Origin of the sequence: Paenibacillus sp. FSL W8-0186, assembly GCF_037969765.1 — a bacterium.
In the GTDB taxonomy this organism is placed as follows: domain Bacteria; phylum Bacillota; class Bacilli; order Paenibacillales; family Paenibacillaceae; genus Fontibacillus; species Fontibacillus woosongensis.
This window is the reverse complement of the sequence record NZ_CP150207.1, coordinates 4,778,272-4,794,407: the sequence shown is the minus strand read 5'-3', so window position 1 is coordinate 4,794,407 and position 16,136 is coordinate 4,778,272. Positions and strand designations below refer to the sequence as shown.

At 53.3% G+C, this 16,136-nt stretch carries 13 protein-coding genes and 1 riboswitch; all 13 genes read left to right on the top strand.

The window, feature by feature from the left end; translation table 11 throughout:
* Positions 1-36: 36 nt before the first annotated feature.
* A riboswitch (cyclic di-AMP (ydaO/yuaA leader) is annotated at positions 37-183 on the top strand.
* Between the two features lie 137 nt (positions 184-320).
* Positions 321-1,508: a KamA family radical SAM protein gene (locus tag MKX50_RS21525; RefSeq protein ID WP_213593940.1), complete on the top strand. Its 1,188-nt coding sequence runs from the start codon at positions 321-323 to the stop codon at positions 1,506-1,508.
* A 169-nt stretch (positions 1,509-1,677) separates the two neighbouring features.
* Entirely contained in the window at positions 1,678-2,829 is a 1,152-nt protein-coding gene (locus tag MKX50_RS21520) for a winged helix-turn-helix domain-containing protein (RefSeq protein ID WP_213593937.1), read from the top strand.
* A gap of 94 nt (positions 2,830-2,923) precedes the next feature.
* Positions 2,924-4,237 (top strand): MFS transporter, encoded by a 1,314-nt coding sequence (locus tag MKX50_RS21515; protein ID WP_213593936.1) that lies wholly within the window; start codon positions 2,924-2,926, stop codon positions 4,235-4,237.
* Between the two features lie 53 nt (positions 4,238-4,290).
* Complete coding sequence (locus MKX50_RS21510; protein ID WP_213593934.1) at positions 4,291-5,232, top strand: sugar-binding transcriptional regulator; 942 nt, start codon at positions 4,291-4,293, stop codon at positions 5,230-5,232.
* A 246-nt stretch (positions 5,233-5,478) separates the two neighbouring features.
* Positions 5,479-6,144 carry a deoxyribose-phosphate aldolase gene (deoC, locus tag MKX50_RS21505; RefSeq protein ID WP_213593932.1) on the top strand — a complete coding sequence of 222 codons (666 nt, stop codon included), beginning with the start codon at positions 5,479-5,481 and terminating at the stop codon, positions 6,142-6,144.
* Positions 6,145-6,217: 73 nt separating this feature from the next.
* Positions 6,218-7,399 (top strand): phosphopentomutase, encoded by a 1,182-nt coding sequence (gene deoB / locus MKX50_RS21500; RefSeq protein WP_155612056.1) that lies wholly within the window; start codon positions 6,218-6,220, stop codon positions 7,397-7,399.
* A 20-nt stretch (positions 7,400-7,419) separates the two neighbouring features.
* Positions 7,420-8,127 (top strand): purine-nucleoside phosphorylase, encoded by a 708-nt coding sequence (gene deoD / locus MKX50_RS21495; RefSeq protein WP_213593930.1) that lies wholly within the window; start codon positions 7,420-7,422, stop codon positions 8,125-8,127.
* A gap of 125 nt (positions 8,128-8,252) precedes the next feature.
* Positions 8,253-9,554 carry a pyrimidine-nucleoside phosphorylase gene (locus MKX50_RS21490; RefSeq protein ID WP_213593928.1) on the top strand — a complete coding sequence of 434 codons (1,302 nt, stop codon included), beginning with the start codon at positions 8,253-8,255 and terminating at the stop codon, positions 9,552-9,554.
* Positions 9,555-9,746: 192 nt separating this feature from the next.
* Entirely contained in the window at positions 9,747-11,069 is a 1,323-nt protein-coding gene (locus tag MKX50_RS21485) for an extracellular solute-binding protein (protein ID WP_213594075.1), read from the top strand.
* A gap of 93 nt (positions 11,070-11,162) precedes the next feature.
* The gene (locus MKX50_RS21480; protein ID WP_213593926.1) at positions 11,163-12,053 is read left to right on the top strand and encodes a sugar ABC transporter permease; all 891 of its coding nucleotides are present in this window, start codon (positions 11,163-11,165) and stop codon (positions 12,051-12,053) included.
* 15 nt (positions 12,054-12,068) lie between these two features.
* The gene (locus tag MKX50_RS21475) at positions 12,069-12,950 is read left to right on the top strand and encodes a carbohydrate ABC transporter permease (protein WP_339157756.1); all 882 of its coding nucleotides are present in this window, start codon (positions 12,069-12,071) and stop codon (positions 12,948-12,950) included.
* 123 nt (positions 12,951-13,073) lie between these two features.
* Positions 13,074-14,834, top strand: coding sequence for a sensor histidine kinase (locus MKX50_RS21470; protein WP_339157755.1), 1,761 nt, complete (start codon positions 13,074-13,076; stop codon positions 14,832-14,834).
* On the top strand, positions 14,812-15,999 hold the full coding sequence (locus MKX50_RS21465; RefSeq protein WP_213593920.1) for a response regulator: 1,188 nt from the start codon (positions 14,812-14,814) through the stop codon (positions 15,997-15,999). The genes MKX50_RS21470 and MKX50_RS21465 overlap by 23 nt, the downstream gene beginning before the upstream one ends.
* The last annotated feature ends 137 nt before the right edge of the window (positions 16,000-16,136 follow it).

The following is a 16,136-nucleotide window of genomic DNA, read 5'->3' as shown; positions in this document are numbered from 1 at the left end:
TGCCCTAAGGTTGACAATCTTTGCCGTACACCGTATCATAGACACACGCTTAGTTTCTTGGTGATAGCCGGGAAAGCGGGGGAACCAGTTTTTTTCTTGGGGCGAATCACTCATTCCTATGAGGTGTAGGGTACCATCTTACCCGAGTCCGTCAGCTAACCTCGTCAGCAGTGGATGGGTCTGTTTTAAATCACTAATTACGTCTCTTTAGACCCTGTTTTGGGGTCTATTTTTGTCTTCTGACCCTTGCTGGCGCAGCTGTGTCTAGACCCCCGGTTTGGGGTCTTTTTTTGTTGATTACTAGGAAGGAGGATGTACAAATGACAAAGGCGAAAACGAAGTACATTACGAATCTGGACAGACTGACAATGATTCCGGAGGAAGAGCGGGCGCGTTTGAAACCGATTACGGAGAAGTTCGTATTTCGGGTGAACGATTATTATTTGAACCTGATCGACTGGAACGATCCCCAGGATCCGATTCGTAAGCTGGTTATCCCGAATGAAGGGGAGCTTGAGGAATACGGCCGCTGGGATGCGTCCGACGAGGATACCAACTATGTCGTGCCGGGCTGTCAGCACAAGTATACGACGACAGCTCTGCTGATCGTGTCGGAGGTATGCGGCGCGTACTGCCGATATTGCTTCCGCAAGCGTTTGTTCCGCAATGACGTGAAGGAGGCCATGTCCGATGTGCAGCCGGGGATCGATTATATCGCCAAGCATCCCGAAATCAACAACGTCCTGTTGACCGGCGGGGACAGCCTCATTCTGGCTACGGAAAAGCTGCGGGGAATTCTGGCCCAGCTGCGTGAAATCGAGCATGTTAAGATCATTCGTCTTGGCTCCAAGATTCCTGTATTTAATCCGATGCGCATTTACGAGGACGAGGAACTGCTCGATGTGATCCGCACCTATTCCACGCCGGAGCAGCGCATTTACGTCATGGCTCATATTAACCATCCGCGCGAAATTACGGCGGAAGCGAGACGCGGCTTCCAGGCACTGCATGAGGCTGGCGCGATCGTAGTCAATCAGACTCCGGTGCTAAAAGGCATCAACGATGACCCTGTAGTGCTTGGCGAGCTGCTGGATAAGCTGTCCTGGGCAGGGGTTACGCCTTACTACTTCTTCGTGAACAGGCCAGTAGCGGGGAACCGGGATTTTGTCCTTTCCCTGGAAGAGGTCTACCGCATCGTCGAGGAGGCGAAGGCGCGAACATCTGGTCTGGGCAAAAGGGTCAGGCTGTCGATGAGCCATACGTCCGGCAAGATCGAAATTCTCGCGATCGAAAACGGTAAGGCTTACTTGAAATACCACCAGTCCCGCGACGGGGATTACGGCAAATTGATGATCCTCGATTGTCCGAAGGATGCGTCCTGGTTCGACGACCTTCCCGGTAATGAACAGTATTGGAAGCAGCCGGAGAAGAAGACGGATGAAGTCGTCTCTGTAAACGAGCTGCCCGATTTTCCACAGAAGAGAAAGCGTACGCCTGCCATGTTATAACATAATAAAACATCGTAAATCATCCCCTGAGGGGCAGCCTAAAGCAATATTGACTGCCTCCTTCGGGGATTTTTATTTTGCACCCAGATCGATTGCACGCTTTTCATTTCTCAGGAGGGCGGTGATCGATTATGATAAATCTAATAAGACATTTGGAGAAGGGGTAGTTATGGAGAGACTGACATTCGATCCTTCCGGCTACAAAGTAAAATGGGGCGCCGAGAGCATCACGCTGCTGGCGAAGGAGTTCGCGCTGCTGCAATTTCTGTATCGTCACCGCGACAGGGCTTTTACGCGTGATCAGCTCCTTGATCGGGTGTGGACGATGGAATTTCCGGTAGAGCGGACAGTGGATGATCATATTTACCGCCTAAGGAAGAAGTTGTCTCCCTGGGCGCATATTCGCATCAATACTGTGCGGGGATACGGATACGGCCTGACCGTCGGGGAACCGAAATCCATAATGAATCCGTCGGTCGGCGATCGCGAGGTTAATTCCTCGGTGCGGGATATTTTCAAGAAATACCACCTGTTCGGTCAAGGCAAATCGATGCTGGCGCTGGCTACGCAGCAGGACATACTCGGCTTCGAGCTGGATCCGTTCTACGTCGTTTATCTGAAATTCATACAAGGCGATGTCGCCTGGTTCCTGGAAGCGGACGGCCTGCCGCTGCAAACCCGGCTGTACTGGCTGCTGATTTTATACCGAGGGACGAATCCCGAGCCGGAGCAAATACTGCGCTATTGTGAACAGGCCATTTCCCGGCACGCCCTATCTCCGGAGGAGCATCGCGAAATGCGTATTCTTAACATCCTTGAGGTGTATGCGGATGCCGGACTTGAAGTGGAGGCTATGAAGCGGTTCGCAGAGACGAGGAAGACGGTTGAGACTGATGGGCTCAGCGGATTTGTCATGCCGGTAGCGATTATGGAAATATATGTTTACGTGCTGGCCGGAGAGCTTGAGGAAGCAGACAAGGTGGCGGAACGATTGGCCCGCTTGCTCGAGGATATGCCGTATTTGCGGGAAATCGGACGTTTTCGCATCGTTCAGGGGCTTTTGGATTTGGCACGCGGCCGGGGAAAGGATGCGGAGCAAAAGTTTGATGAAGGTCTGGATGTGCTGGAGATGTCGCTGAACGTCCCGCTTCGAATCATTTCGCTCTGCCAAATACTGCGATATATCGACCGGAAGCATCCTGGCCTGGACATGCGGCACAAATATGCGTCGCTTTATGATTCTTTGGATGAAGAGCTAGGACTATCGAAATATAAGCAGGAGATGGAAGCCGTCATTGGCAGAGCATTATCTCTATCATAGCTGCCTGCAGCCGTGGCCCAGGCCGTCTGATCATTCTCTGACAATCGCGGGATAGGATAAGGGTATCTAGAGATATGAAAGGACAGATTACCCTATGACACCAAAAGAACGCTCCTCCCTCCTATCGATACGCAGCTTCAGGCATATGTTTGGAGCTTATGCGCTTGCCTCCTTTGGCGATTGGTTCGACGCGCTCGCCATACAGGTGCTCGTCGCTTACCGGTGGGGCGTGGACCCGGTGCTGCTGGCTCTTATCCCGGTGACGATGGCGCTGCCGGCGGTGCTGCTCGGCTCCTTCGCCGGAACGGTCGCGGACCGGGTGCGCAAAGCGCGGCTCATGATGGTCTGCGACCTCATTACCGTGGTGCTGACGCTATGCATTCTGGCTGCGCCCAACATGGCCTGGCTGCTCCCGCTGCTGGCGCTGCGGGCGGCCTGCGGCGTGTTCCACGTGCCTGCCCAGCAGGCGTTGACACGGCAAGTCGTGCCGCCGGCTCTGCTGTTTCAGGCGACATCCTGCAACGGTCTGGTGAACCAGTCCTCGAAGGTGGCCGGCCCGCTGCTTGGCGCGATGACGCTGACAGCGCTGTCGCCTCAGGCGTGCATTATACTTAATGCCGGAGCAAGGCTGCTGTCGGCCGTACTGCTGCTCCCGCTGCGCGCGCTTCCAGCCTCCCATCCTGCAGAGGAGCCGCTGCAGAGGACGGATTCCGGACGGGGGAGGGCCTGGGATGATTTTCTCCAAAATTGGCGCGAAGGCTGGCTGTATCTTTTTCAGGCTAAAAAAGTGCTGTATACGATGATGTTCGGCTTTGTCGGCTTGACCGCACTGCTGATGATCGATTATCAGTTCCCGACGCTGCTGCGTGCGATCGATTCCGCGAATGAATCACTGATCGGTTGGCTGGTGTCTGCGATCGGAGCGGGGGCCGTGGCCGTGATTGTCGTTCTTAACCGGTTGAATCGCATCGGCTACGGCTGGGGACTCGGCGGGGGCTATGTGCTGATCGGGACCGGGATCGCCCTTCTGGGGCTGTGTCCGCCGGGGAGCGGCGTTCTGCTGCTTCTCGGACTCGGTGCGCTGATCGGCATCGGCAACGGCATGTATATGGTAACGCAAAATTATATTCTGCAAAAAGAGACCTCCGAGCAGATGATCGGCCGGGTATTCGGCATTCAGAACACGATCGTCAGCCTGGTGATGCTGGCTGCGCCTTTGATTGGCGGCGTCCTGATCAAGCTGATCCAAGCCGGCGCGGCCTTTATGCTCATTGGCGCAGTCACCGCATTGATTGGTCTGGCGGGTATTGCGTTTCGTTCCGCGATTTGGGGCGCCTCGGCGCCGTCGCTGAAGCCAAGCCGAAATCCAGCAACGGCTGCTGGCAAGGGAACCAGGAAGGCACTATAATGGTTGGAAAGCAATGGCATTGCCATTAATTAACGTCAAAGTAGGATGCATATATGGAAAAAGACAAGCGTAGCCTGAGTATCGAGGCGGCCAGACTGTACTATTTTTCAGATTACAGCCAGCAGGAAATCGCGGAACGGCTTGGCGTATCCCGCCCCACGGTATCCCGTTTGCTCCAGCATGCGAAGGAGCAGGGGTACGTTCGCATTAGCATCGTCGATCCTATAGAGGATTTGAATGCGCTGGCTGACCGCGTCAAAAAGAAATACGGTATCGACAAGGTGCTGGTTTGCCATTCGCCGCAGAACGAGTATCAGGAAATTCAGGAGCATATTAGCAGGAAGGCAGCCGACTATTTGTACGAAACGGTGAAGGATGCGGACATCATCGGTGTGACCTGGGGAACGACCATGCATAAAGTGGCGCTCCATTTGCGGCCCAAGCAGCTGCGCGGCGTCGAGGTTGTGCAGCTTAAAGGAGGCGTCAGCCACTCCCGTACTAACACGTATGCAGCGGAGACGGTTCAATTGTTTGCCGAGGCATATGGTACCGTGGCGCGTTACCTGCCGCTGCCCGTCATTTTCGACAGCATTCCCCTCAAGCAATTGGTCGAGGAGGATCGGCATATCCAGCGGATCATCCAGCTCGGGAAGCAGGCGAATATTGCAGTTTTCACGGTAGGGACGATTCAGGAGGATGCCCTGCTGTTCCGGCTTGGCTATTTCAGTGAGGAAGAGCAGAGACTGTTACGGCACCGGGGTGCTGGGGATATTTGCTCCCGCTTTTTTGATGCGGAAGGAAACATTGTCAGCGATGACATCAACAACCGAACTGTAGGCATTGATTTGTCCGACCTGCGCCGGAAGGAGAAGTCTATCCTTGTAGCAGGCGGGCAGCGCAAGCTGACTGCCATCCGGGCAGCGCTCAATGGCAAGTACCCGAATATTCTGGTGACCGATCAATTTACGGCGCAAGCATTGTTAGAGGACGATTAAGGATGCCGATGAGGCTGGCATAGCCGCGTTGGACGAGTTAGCTGAATGAACTGGTGCAACCGAAATGGCTGCTCCCCCGAATATTGTTGGCATAGCGGGAATAATAAGAAGAACAGGTTGAACATAATTTCACCGCAGATATACATTTGTTCACACGGGTGTTAAGATTGGATATAAGACAGTATAAGATTGTTCAGACGTGCATCATTTATGGCATGAATACAAACGATAGAGGAGAGCGTAATTATGAGTATAGCTGGCATGATCGATCATACGCTGCTGCGGTCTGACGCGACGACAGAAGATATCAAGAAACTGACCGAAGATGCGAAGGAGTACGGATTCGCTTCCGTGTGCGTGAATCCGGCGTGGGTAGCCTATTCCGCCGAACAGCTTGCAGGTACGAAGGTAAAGGTGTGCACCGTCATCGGCTTCCCGCTTGGCGCCTCCACGTCGAAGACGAAGGCTTACGAGACGGCCGATGCGATTGACAGCGGCGCAACTGAGGTCGATATGGTCATCAATATCGGGGCGCTGAAGTCCGGGGATGACAACACCGTTCTTCGCGATATTCAGGCCGTCGTTGATGCGGCTGCGGGCAAGGCTTTGGTTAAAGTTATTATAGAGACATCTCTCCTATCGGATGAGGAAAAGGTAACAGCATGCAGACTGGCTGTGCAGGCCGGCGCTGACTTCGTGAAAACATCCACCGGTTTCCAAGGCGGAGGAGCGACAGTCGAGGATATCGCCTTGATGCGCCGGACCGTAGGTCCAGACGTAGGCGTAAAGGCCTCTGGCGGAGTCCGCAGCCTGGAAGATGTCAAACGGATGATTGAGGCCGGCGCGACCCGTATCGGCGCAAGCTCAGGGGTGCAGATCGTGAAGGGCGAGCAGGGCAGCAGCGCTTATTAACCGGCGCATCCTCCGCAGCAATCGATAATAGATGATCAACGCTCATAGCGCAGAAAGGAAGCAGTGAGGGAGCATGGCAAAATTCAAGAGAATCCATTTGATCGTACTGGACTCCGTCGGGATCGGTGAAGCGCCGGATGCGGCCGAATTCGACGACGTGGGCGCGGATACGTTTGGGCATATCGCCGAGGCCTGCGGCGGGCTTAACATGCCGAACATGGCGAAGCTTGGCTTGTCCAATATCAAGCCGGTCAAGGGAGTACCTGAGGCGGATAAACCGCTGGCCTACTATACCAAGATGCAGGAGGCCTCGCGAGGCAAAGATACGATGACTGGGCACTGGGAAATTATGGGGCTGTATATTGATACGCCGTTTCGCGTCTTCCCGGATGGTTTCCCGGAGGAGCTCATTCGCCGCATCGAAGAGAAGACGGGCCGCAAGGTCATTGGCAACAAGCCGGCCAGCGGGACGGAAATCATCGATGAACTGGGCGAAGAGCATATGAAGACGGGCGCGCTAATCATCTATACTTCCGCCGATTCCGTGCTGCAAATCGCCGCTCATGAAGAGGTAGTGCCGCTGAAGGAGCTGTACGAAATTTGCGAGTTCTGCCGCGAAATCACTTTAGACGATCCTTACATGCTTGGCCGGATTATCGCCCGTCCGTTTGTTGGCGAGCCGGGAAATTTCACGCGAACATCGAACCGGCACGACTATGCGCTCAAGCCGTTCGGCCGCACGACGATGAACGAGCTGAAGGACGCGGGCTTCGACGTGATCGCCCTCGGCAAGATCTCCGATATATACGACGGAGAAGGGGTGACCAAGGCGGTGCGTACGGTGTCCAATATGGATGGCATGGATAAATTGGTCGAGACGATCAAGACGCCATTTAGCGGGCTATCCTTTATAAACCTGGTGGACTTCGATGCCGTCTATGGTCATCGGCGCAATCCTAAGGGCTACGGCCAGGCGCTTGAGGAATACGATGCCCGCTTGCCTGAGGTGTTTGAGCTGCTGCAGGACGACGACCTGCTGATTATTACGGCGGATCACGGCAACGATCCGACCTATAAGGGAACGGATCATACACGCGAATACGTGCCGCTGCTGGTGTATTCGAAGTCTTTTGCCGGAGAAGGACAAGAGCTGCCGCTGCGCAAGACCTTTGCGGATATTGGGGCAACTGTGGCGGATAACTTTGGGGTAAAAATGCCGGAGCATGGAGTAAGCTTTCTGGCTGATTTGAAATAACAATAGAGGAGGAAGCCGTGATGAGTGTACACATCGCAGCTAAGCAAGGAGACGTTGCGGATACGATTTTGCTGCCGGGCGATCCGCTGCGGGCAAAGTATATTGCCGAAACCTATTTAAGCGACGTGACTTGTTATAACGAAGTGCGCGGAATGCTTGGGTTTACAGGGACCTACCAAGGCAAGCGGGTGTCCGTGCAGGGCACCGGAATGGGGATTCCATCCATTGGAATATACGTTCATGAGCTGATTCAGGAATATGGGGTAAAAAACCTGATGCGCGTAGGTACTTGCGGGGCGATGCAGGAGCATGTTCATGTACGGGAGGTCATTCTCGCCCAGGCGGCGTGCACGGATTCCAGCGTAAACCGGCACACCTTCGGCGGTTATGATTACTCGCCGATTGCCAGCTTTCAACTGCTTAAGGCCGCCTATGAACGCGGAGCAGCCAAAGGGCTGAACATGCACGTCGGCAATGTCTTTACCTCCGATGTGTTCTACCGCGACGACAAGTCTGTCGTCAAGAAGCTGATGGAACACGGGGTGCTCGGCGTGGAAATGGAGACGACGGCGCTTTATACGATCGCAGCCAAGTTCGGCGTGAACGCGCTCACCATTCTTACCGTAAGCGATCATTTGATCACCGGAGAAGAGACGACGGCCGAAGAGCGCCAGACGACATTCCATGACATGATGGAGGTTGCTCTGGAGACTGCGGTTTCATTGTAGTTTTCTTTCGTTTTTGCAGTTTTCGGCGATAAGGAAGCTCGGATTGCTGGATGGAAGTCAGGTTATGGGACGCGCAAACGCTGTGCAAGAGCAGCTAATCAGATCAGAGTGAGGGAGAATCTGCGATGAGAATGGTGGATTTGATTGAGAAGAAACGCGACGGGCACGAGCTTACGACCGAGGAAATCAATTTCATTATCGAAGGTTATACGCGAGGCGAAATTCCTGATTATCAGGTAAGCGCGCTAGCCATGGCGATCTATTTCAAGGATATGAGCGAGCGCGAACGGGCCGACTTAACGATGGCGATGGCCCATTCCGGCGATATGATCGACCTGTCGGCGATCGAAGGAGTGAAGGTAGACAAGCATTCCACCGGGGGAGTTGGCGATACGACGACGCTAATTCTTGCACCGCTGGTCGCTGCGCTGGATATCCCCGTAGCCAAAATGTCGGGACGGGGGCTGGGCCATACGGGCGGCACGACCGACAAGCTGGAGGCGATTCCGGGCTTCCATGTCGAACTGGCCAAGGAGGAGTTCGTGAAGCTCGTCAACGAGCATAAAATCGCGGTCGTCGGCCAGAGCGGCAACTTGACGCCGGCGGATAAGAAGCTTTACGCGCTGCGGGATGTGACGGCTACAGTCGATTCAATTCCGCTGATCGCCAGCTCGATTATGAGCAAGAAAATCGCCTCCGGTTCGGATGCGATCGTCCTGGACGTGAAGACGGGTGCGGGCGCCTTTATGAAGACCGTAGAGGACGCCAAGGAGCTTGCGCATGCCATGGTCAGCATCGGCAACAATGTTGGCCGCAGAACTATGGCGGTCATTTCCGACATGAGCCAGCCGCTAGGTAAGGCAATCGGCAATGCCTTGGAGGTCCGTGAGGCGATCGACACCTTGCGCGGCACCGGGCCGAAAGACTTGGAGGAGCTCTGCCTGGCCCTTGGCCGCCAGATGGTCTTCCTGGCAGGCAAGGCAGCTTCGCTGGAGGAAGCGGAGGAGAAGCTGCGGGAGGTTATCCGCAGCGGGAAAGCGCTGGAGAAATTCAAGGAATTCATTGCAAATCAGGGCGGAGACGCTTCGATCGTCGATGATCCTGAGAAGCTGCCAACGGCTGCATACCGGATTGAAGTGCCGGCGAAGAAAGACGGCGTTGTCGCCTCCATCGTCGCTGACGAGATCGGCACTGCGGCCATGCTCCTCGGAGCGGGCCGGGCGACGAAGGAGTCGGAAATCGATCTGGCAGTTGGCCTGATGCTCAACAAGAAAATCGGCGATAAGGTGGCGGCTGGCGAGTCCCTGGTGACGATTCATGCCAACCGCGAAAACGTCGAAGAAGTCATCGAGAAAATTTATGCGAATATTACGATTGCCGAGCAGGCGACAGCACCTGCGCTCATACACGGCTTTGTGACTGAGTAGCTAGGCTGGCGAGTGAAATCTGCCTTCCCAAACCAATGGGAGGCAGATTTTTTTTGCAGTTGCAGGATAATTCCGAAAAAATCAAACCTCATTCCTAAATATCGCACCTCCCCAAACGAAAGGTTGCCGCTCATAATGAGGGATATAAATAACAAGGGGGGGAATAAAGTGTCAAAGACAAAAATATTTAAAATGATAAGCCTTGCGCTGGCATCGACCTTGCTGCTTGGCCTTGCGGCCTGCGGGGGCGGAGCCAAAGAAACCCAAGGCAATGCGGGCAGCATCGAGACAGGCGGGGCGGAGGCTAAAGCTCCGGATAAAAAAATCACGATTACATTTCAAAATATTTTTCCAGATCCCACCGATCCTAAGCATCAGATCATGAATAAGCTCGTAAAGCAATACGAAGCAGAAAATCCGAATATCAAGATCGAGCTCGATTCGCTTAACACGGACCAGCAGAAATTGAAGCTGAAGACGCAGGCTGCCTCCAAAGAGGTTCCGGACATTACCGTGGTCAATCCTGCGGCGCAAATGAAGCCTTTTGTGGAAGCGAATCTGTTTGCCCCGCTCAATGATATGCTCGAAGTGAACGGGCTCAAGGATACGTTCCAGGAGGGCTTGCTCGACTGGTACAGCTTTGACGGCAGCATTTATGCATTGCCGGACGGAAACAACATTGGGGTTGTGTATTACAATAAGGAGCTGTTTGAACAAGCGGGGGTTGAGGTGCCGGGGACATTCGAAGAAATGCTCGAAGTAGTGAAAGCGCTTAAGTCGAAGGGGATTACGCCGATTGCCATCGGCGAGAAGGACACATGGACGGGATCATTCCTGTTCATGAACATGCTCTTGCGCACGAACGGGCCGGGCTTCCTGAGCGATGTGCTGGAGAATAAGAAGACCTTCGAGGATCCGGCGTTCATTGAAGCTGTCGACGCATTCCAGAGCCTGGTCGCGGCAGGCGCGTTCCAGGAAGGAGCTACCTCCTTCGATTACAATGCCGGGGAGAATTTATTCAAGACAGGCAAGACAGCCATGTACTATATGGGGTCCTGGGCAACGGGCGGAATTGAAACATCATCTGTAGATGGCAAAGTCGGCGTATTCAAATTCCCGACGATCAACGGCAAAGGCGATCCGAACGAATTCATGCTGGCACCGGGCAGCGCGTTCGCGATCTCGGCCGACAGCAAGCATTTGCAGGAGACGAAGGATTTCCTGAACTACTTCATGCTGAATTTCCCGAAAGAGACGTTTGAAGCGAAAGGCGCGGTGGGCATCGGGCAGATTGTAGAGGGGGACTTTAAGGCCGCCGGATATTCCGATATGGCCATGGAAGTGCTTGATCTGTTCAAAGAAGTTAAAGGCGGCGATCTGGCGTTCGACAATACGATGAATCCGGGCACGGCGCAAGCTCACTTGAGCAGCATCCAGAACCTGTTCGTACAGAATAAGGATTCTGCCGAGGTGGCCAAAGAGCATCAGACGGCGTATGAGGCAAACAATAATTAATACCATTAATAATTGAAAGGGAACACTTGCTGTTCCCTTTGTCATCTCTCTTGACGCTAAATCATATCGGCTGGAAAAAGGAGGGGATGCGGCATGAATGTTCTTAAGGTTTCCCGCCTTACGATTACCCTGTTCGTACTGCCTTGCCTGCTCATTTATTGCAGCATGGTGTTCATCCCGATTCTCGTCTCGCTGTATAGCGGGCTGCTGGATTGGAACGGAATCGGCGAGGCGACATTTGTTGGATTGAAGAATTTCAGCAATTTATTTTTTAATGATCCCGTATTTTGGCCATCCGTACGGAGGACGCTGATGTTCGCCGTGTTCTCCATGGCGGAAATTCCGCTGGCTTTGCTCGTCGCTATTTTGCTGCGGAGATTCATCAAACGGCCCAATTTTCTGGTGTCGAGCTATTTTCTGCCGGTCATCCTGTCCGTCGTTGTCGTCGGCCAGCTGTGGAAGACCATTTACAACCCGGCCTCCATGGGCGGCATGCTGAATCAGGTTCTGATCGCCGCAGGGCTGGAATCGTGGACAAGGCCTTGGCTGACCGATCCGGCGGTCGCCATGTATGCTCTTTATTTTGTCGCTCTATGGCAGTACCTCGGGTATCATACCCTGATTCAGTTTACGGGAATATCCAATATTCCGGGCGAGCTTTACGAGGCAGCGCGGATCGACGGCGCCGAAGGCTTCAAGGCCGACCGCCACATCACGTTCCCGCTCATTATCCCGATTTTTAAAATATCCATCGTGCTGGCCTTCATCGGCTCGCTTCAGGCGTTCGATATGGTCATGGTCATGACGGCCGGGGGTCCGGCCCATGCCACCGATGTGATTTCTACCCATATGTACAATATGTCATTTTTATCGATGAAATACGGGTACGGCAGCGCGATTGCCGCATTTCTCGTCGCAGTTTGCCTGATCGCCACGCTGATCATCAACCTCGTTTTCAATTCACTAGAGAAACGGTTCTCGTAAAGGAGGAACATCGAAATGAATACACCGGGTGCCCTGGCCGTTCGGAACGAAACCTCCGTACCGAGACGCAACCGATTTTCTGTTACGAAAGGAATCGTTATCGCATTCCTCTCGCTGCTCGTCGTGACACAGGTATACCCGCTGCTCTGGCTGCTGCTGTACTCCTTCAAAAGCAATGAGGAAATATTGTCCGGCAGCTTCTTCGCTCTCCCTGGTTCACCGCAGTGGATCAATTACAGCTCGGCTCTGGCCGGCGGGAGGTATTTCCGCTATCTATGGAACAGCTTCTTCGTCACTTCAATCACGATGATCAGCGTGATCCTTCTCAGCTCGCTCGCCGCCTTTGCGATCAGCCGTTTCCGCTGGAAATACGGCCAGGCGGTCATGCTTGTCTTTCTGGTCGGCATGATGATTCCGATGCAGGCTACACTGCTGCCGCTGATGCTTATTTTCAAAAACATGCATATACTCAACACGCATTTATCGATCATCTTTCCATACATCGCTTTTTCGACGCCGATTTCCGTGTTCATCCTGAACGGATTCATGAGGACGATCCCGCATGAAATCGAAGAGTCGGCGATTATGGACGGGGCCAGCGTGTTCCGCGTATATCTCAACATTTTGCTGCCGGTTTCCGTGCCGCCAATCATGACGGTATGCATTCTGACGTTTATCAACATTTGGAACGAATACATTCTGGCCGCCACATTCATTTCCGCCGAATCGCTAAAAACACTGCCGTTTGGCGTGAACAGCTTCGTCAGCCAGTATTCGGTTAATTATGGGGCGATCGGGGCTTTTCTCGTGCTCGGCGCGCTTCCTGTCATCGTCATCTATTTTATGCTAGCGGATAAAATTACCCAGGGCATGGTAGCTGGTGCCGTTAAGGGCTGAATTTGAAAAGCGGATGCTGTGATAAACTGGAAAAACTATTGCAGCGAATGAAAGGGGACGACATCATTGGCGCGAGGATTCCGATCTATCCATAGCCGTCTTTTTCTGCTTTTCCTTACATGTATGACCGTGATCCTTATTTTGGTCAGCTTCCTGTACTATACGCGCGCACTCGCGATTATCCATTCGAAAATCAGCGACATTGCGGAGAAGAATATTTCGCAAACTGCCGGGTTGTTCGATCTGATGCTTGAGGGTTATAACAGCGTCACCAAATCGCTGAACGGCAACTATGAACTCACGCGCCTGCTGCAGGAGACGTCCAGCAATCCGGCCGTATCGGTCATCAACGAGCGCTCCATTACGAACATTATCGGGGCGGCCTTCTATTCCCGGAAGGAAATCGTAGGCATCCACATCATTACGAACGGCGGCAAAGTATACAGCTACGAAAAGCAGTTTGCGGGCGTCATCGATATCAATTATGCGCAGACCGATTGGTACAGCAAATTACAAGCGTCCAAGGGCAACATGGTCTGGCTTGGGCTGTACTCCGGCTCCCCCATAAATACAATGCAGCAGGATACGGTCTTCGTATTCGGGCGGCAGCTCTATGACTTGATGGATTACAAATCCATCGGCGTGATTGTGATCGAGACCGATCCTGCCCCGATTACCGAAGCGCTGTCTAACGTGAGCATCAGTCCCGGCACCCGGGTGTTCATTACGGGGATGGATGATCAGCTTATTGCCAGCAAAGGACAGCAGGGGGCAGGCGCGACGGGATTCTCTCAGCTGCCCAAACCGTCGCAGGATCAGGCCATTATTGTGGATGACACCTCTGACCAGCTGATCGTAGCCGCCAGTACGGCGCTCGCCGATTGGACGATATACGGGATTACACCCAAAAGCGATTTCAACTCGGAAATCAACCAGACCCGCCTGTACTTGTTCGTCGTCGTATTGGCTCTGATTATCGTCTCTACAATGCTGGCCTCCATTGTGTCCAGGACGATTGCATCTCCGCTCAAGCTGCTCATACGGGAAATGAAAAAAGTAGAGCTGGGCAATTTCAGTGGCTCCGTGAACGTCAATTCGTTCGAGGAAATCAACAGCCTGGTCTCCTCCTTCAACCGGATGGTGCAGCGTATGGATGAGCTGATCAAGCGGATCAAGCTGTCCTCGGTCAGCGAGAAGAACGCCCAGCTGCAGGCGCTGCAGTCGCAGGTGAATCCGCATTTTCTATACAACACGCTGGACATGATTTACTGGATGCTTGATGAGAAGGGCAATGAAAGGCTGAGCCGCGTCATTTTGTCCCTGTCGCAGATGTTCCGCTACAGCAGCAATTGGGAGGAGGCCTCCCAGACGACGCTGCGGCAGGAGCTGGAGCAAATTCGCCACTATTTGACGATTATCGGGAGCCGTCTCAATGACCGTGTGCAGACGGAAATCGATGTGGATGAGAACTGGCTCGACGTTGTGCTGCCGAAAATGACCATTCAGCCAATCATCGAAAATGCGGTGAAATACGGTCTGGAACCACTTGGCACTCCGTGTAAGCTCCAGGTGCATGCAGAGCGGCACTACCATCAGCTGCATATCAAAATCATCGATGACGGCCTGGGCATGGATGAAGCTACGCTTGACCAGATTCAGGCGAATTTGCGTAAACGGCCAAGCTTGGCCCTCGAACCGGTAAGCCGGCCGCGGCGGGGAATCGGGCTGCATAATGTGCATGCCAGAATCGGCATGATGTTCGGCGAGAACTATGGATTAAGCGTGGAGAGCCGGCAGGGCGAAGGGACGACGGTAACCATTATCGTACCGATACCGATAGCGCTACAAGGAGGACGTAGGGATGAAAATTCTAATTGTGGATGACGAATCGGTGATCCGGGAAGGGATCATGCGCACCATTCAGAGAGCTTATCCGCATTATGATGTTTATCTGGCTGCCAATCCGGAGGAGGCGGTGCAACTGCTGCGCAGCCATCCGATCGATGCGGTGCTGACCGATATTTTGATGCCGGGCATGACGGGGCTGGAATTGATGCAGCTATCGAGGCGCGGCTATCCGCACATAAAATGGGTCATTATTTCCGCATATTCAGAATTCAATTACGCCAAAGAAGCCATCAAGCTCGGGGCGGTCGATTACCTGCTTAAGCCGATCGGCAAAGATCTGCTGCGGGATATGATTGATAAGCTGAAGGAGCTTATCGATCAAGAAGCGGAAAAAGCGCGGGAATCGAAGCTGCTGCGGGCGAATTTGAAATTTCTGAGAGAAGCCATGTTTCAGCGCTGGGCTTCCGGTCTTGACATTGGAGGGATGGATATGACTGCTGTAATCGCTAATCACCCGCGGTTTCAATTGATCATGGTCAAGATGGAAAGTGACCGGGCCGTTCATTTGGAGCATTTTATTATTGATAATGTACTGTCCGAATTAACGACGCAGTATGGACGGGGCTTCGTGACAACCTATGATGCCAAGAGCCTGCTCGGCCTAATCACGGTTGATGAAGACAAATCGCTGGAGAGTCTGCTTGAGGAGCTGCGCAGTTACTTAAAGCGATATTTGCGAGTGCCCTTTCAAATTATGCACAGCGGGATGCTGCATGATTTCAGCAAGGTCCCCGGCGAGGTGCAGAGAATGCATCACGATTCGGCGAGCCATGAATTCGAATATTACGCGACTGGAGGCAACGAGATTATCGAGGTGGCGATCCAATACATTCGGGCCTATTACAATACCGACCTGTCGCTGGAGAAGGTAGCCTCGATTGTCTATTTGAACCCTGTCTATTTCAGCCAAGTATTTAAGCAGAAGACAGGTTACGGCTTCAAGGAATACGTCATCCATCTGCGCATGGAGCAGGCGAAGCAACTGCTGCTCAACCCGCAGCTGAAGCTGGCCGATATTTCCGAACGGATCGGTTACCAGGACGTTAAGCATTTTACACAGGTCTTCCGCAGAAAATATAACGCCACACCGACAGAATACAGACAGGAGCACCGCGCCCACACACATAAAGCGTGTCCGTGATTCGGCGGGGCGGGGGATATGCGCTGCGCGTATTCAATTGTGAGCGGCAGATGCTGCGGCGGCTGAGGTTGCTAAGCTATTGCGCGTACCCATGAAAGCAATCCGGCAGGTTATCCATTCATATCTGGCTGGAAGGG

Coding starts and splice junctions, on each gene's coding strand:
- MKX50_RS21525 (WP_213593940.1), top strand. CDS start 321: ATGACAAAGGCGAAAACGAAGTACATTACGAATCTGGACAGACTGACA.
- MKX50_RS21520 (WP_213593937.1), top strand. CDS start 1,678: ATGGAGAGACTGACATTCGATCCTTCCGGCTACAAAGTAAAATGGGGC.
- MKX50_RS21515 (WP_213593936.1), top strand. CDS start 2,924: ATGACACCAAAAGAACGCTCCTCCCTCCTATCGATACGCAGCTTCAGG.
- MKX50_RS21510 (WP_213593934.1), top strand. CDS start 4,291: ATGGAAAAAGACAAGCGTAGCCTGAGTATCGAGGCGGCCAGACTGTAC.
- deoC (WP_213593932.1), top strand. CDS start 5,479: ATGAGTATAGCTGGCATGATCGATCATACGCTGCTGCGGTCTGACGCG.
- deoB (WP_155612056.1), top strand. CDS start 6,218: ATGGCAAAATTCAAGAGAATCCATTTGATCGTACTGGACTCCGTCGGG.
- deoD (WP_213593930.1), top strand. CDS start 7,420: ATGAGTGTACACATCGCAGCTAAGCAAGGAGACGTTGCGGATACGATT.
- MKX50_RS21490 (WP_213593928.1), top strand. CDS start 8,253: ATGAGAATGGTGGATTTGATTGAGAAGAAACGCGACGGGCACGAGCTT.
- MKX50_RS21485 (WP_213594075.1), top strand. CDS start 9,747: ATGATAAGCCTTGCGCTGGCATCGACCTTGCTGCTTGGCCTTGCGGCC.
- MKX50_RS21480 (WP_213593926.1), top strand. CDS start 11,163: ATGAATGTTCTTAAGGTTTCCCGCCTTACGATTACCCTGTTCGTACTG.
- MKX50_RS21475 (WP_339157756.1), top strand. CDS start 12,069: ATGAATACACCGGGTGCCCTGGCCGTTCGGAACGAAACCTCCGTACCG.
- MKX50_RS21470 (WP_339157755.1), top strand. CDS start 13,074: ATGACCGTGATCCTTATTTTGGTCAGCTTCCTGTACTATACGCGCGCA.
- MKX50_RS21465 (WP_213593920.1), top strand. CDS start 14,812: ATGAAAATTCTAATTGTGGATGACGAATCGGTGATCCGGGAAGGGATC.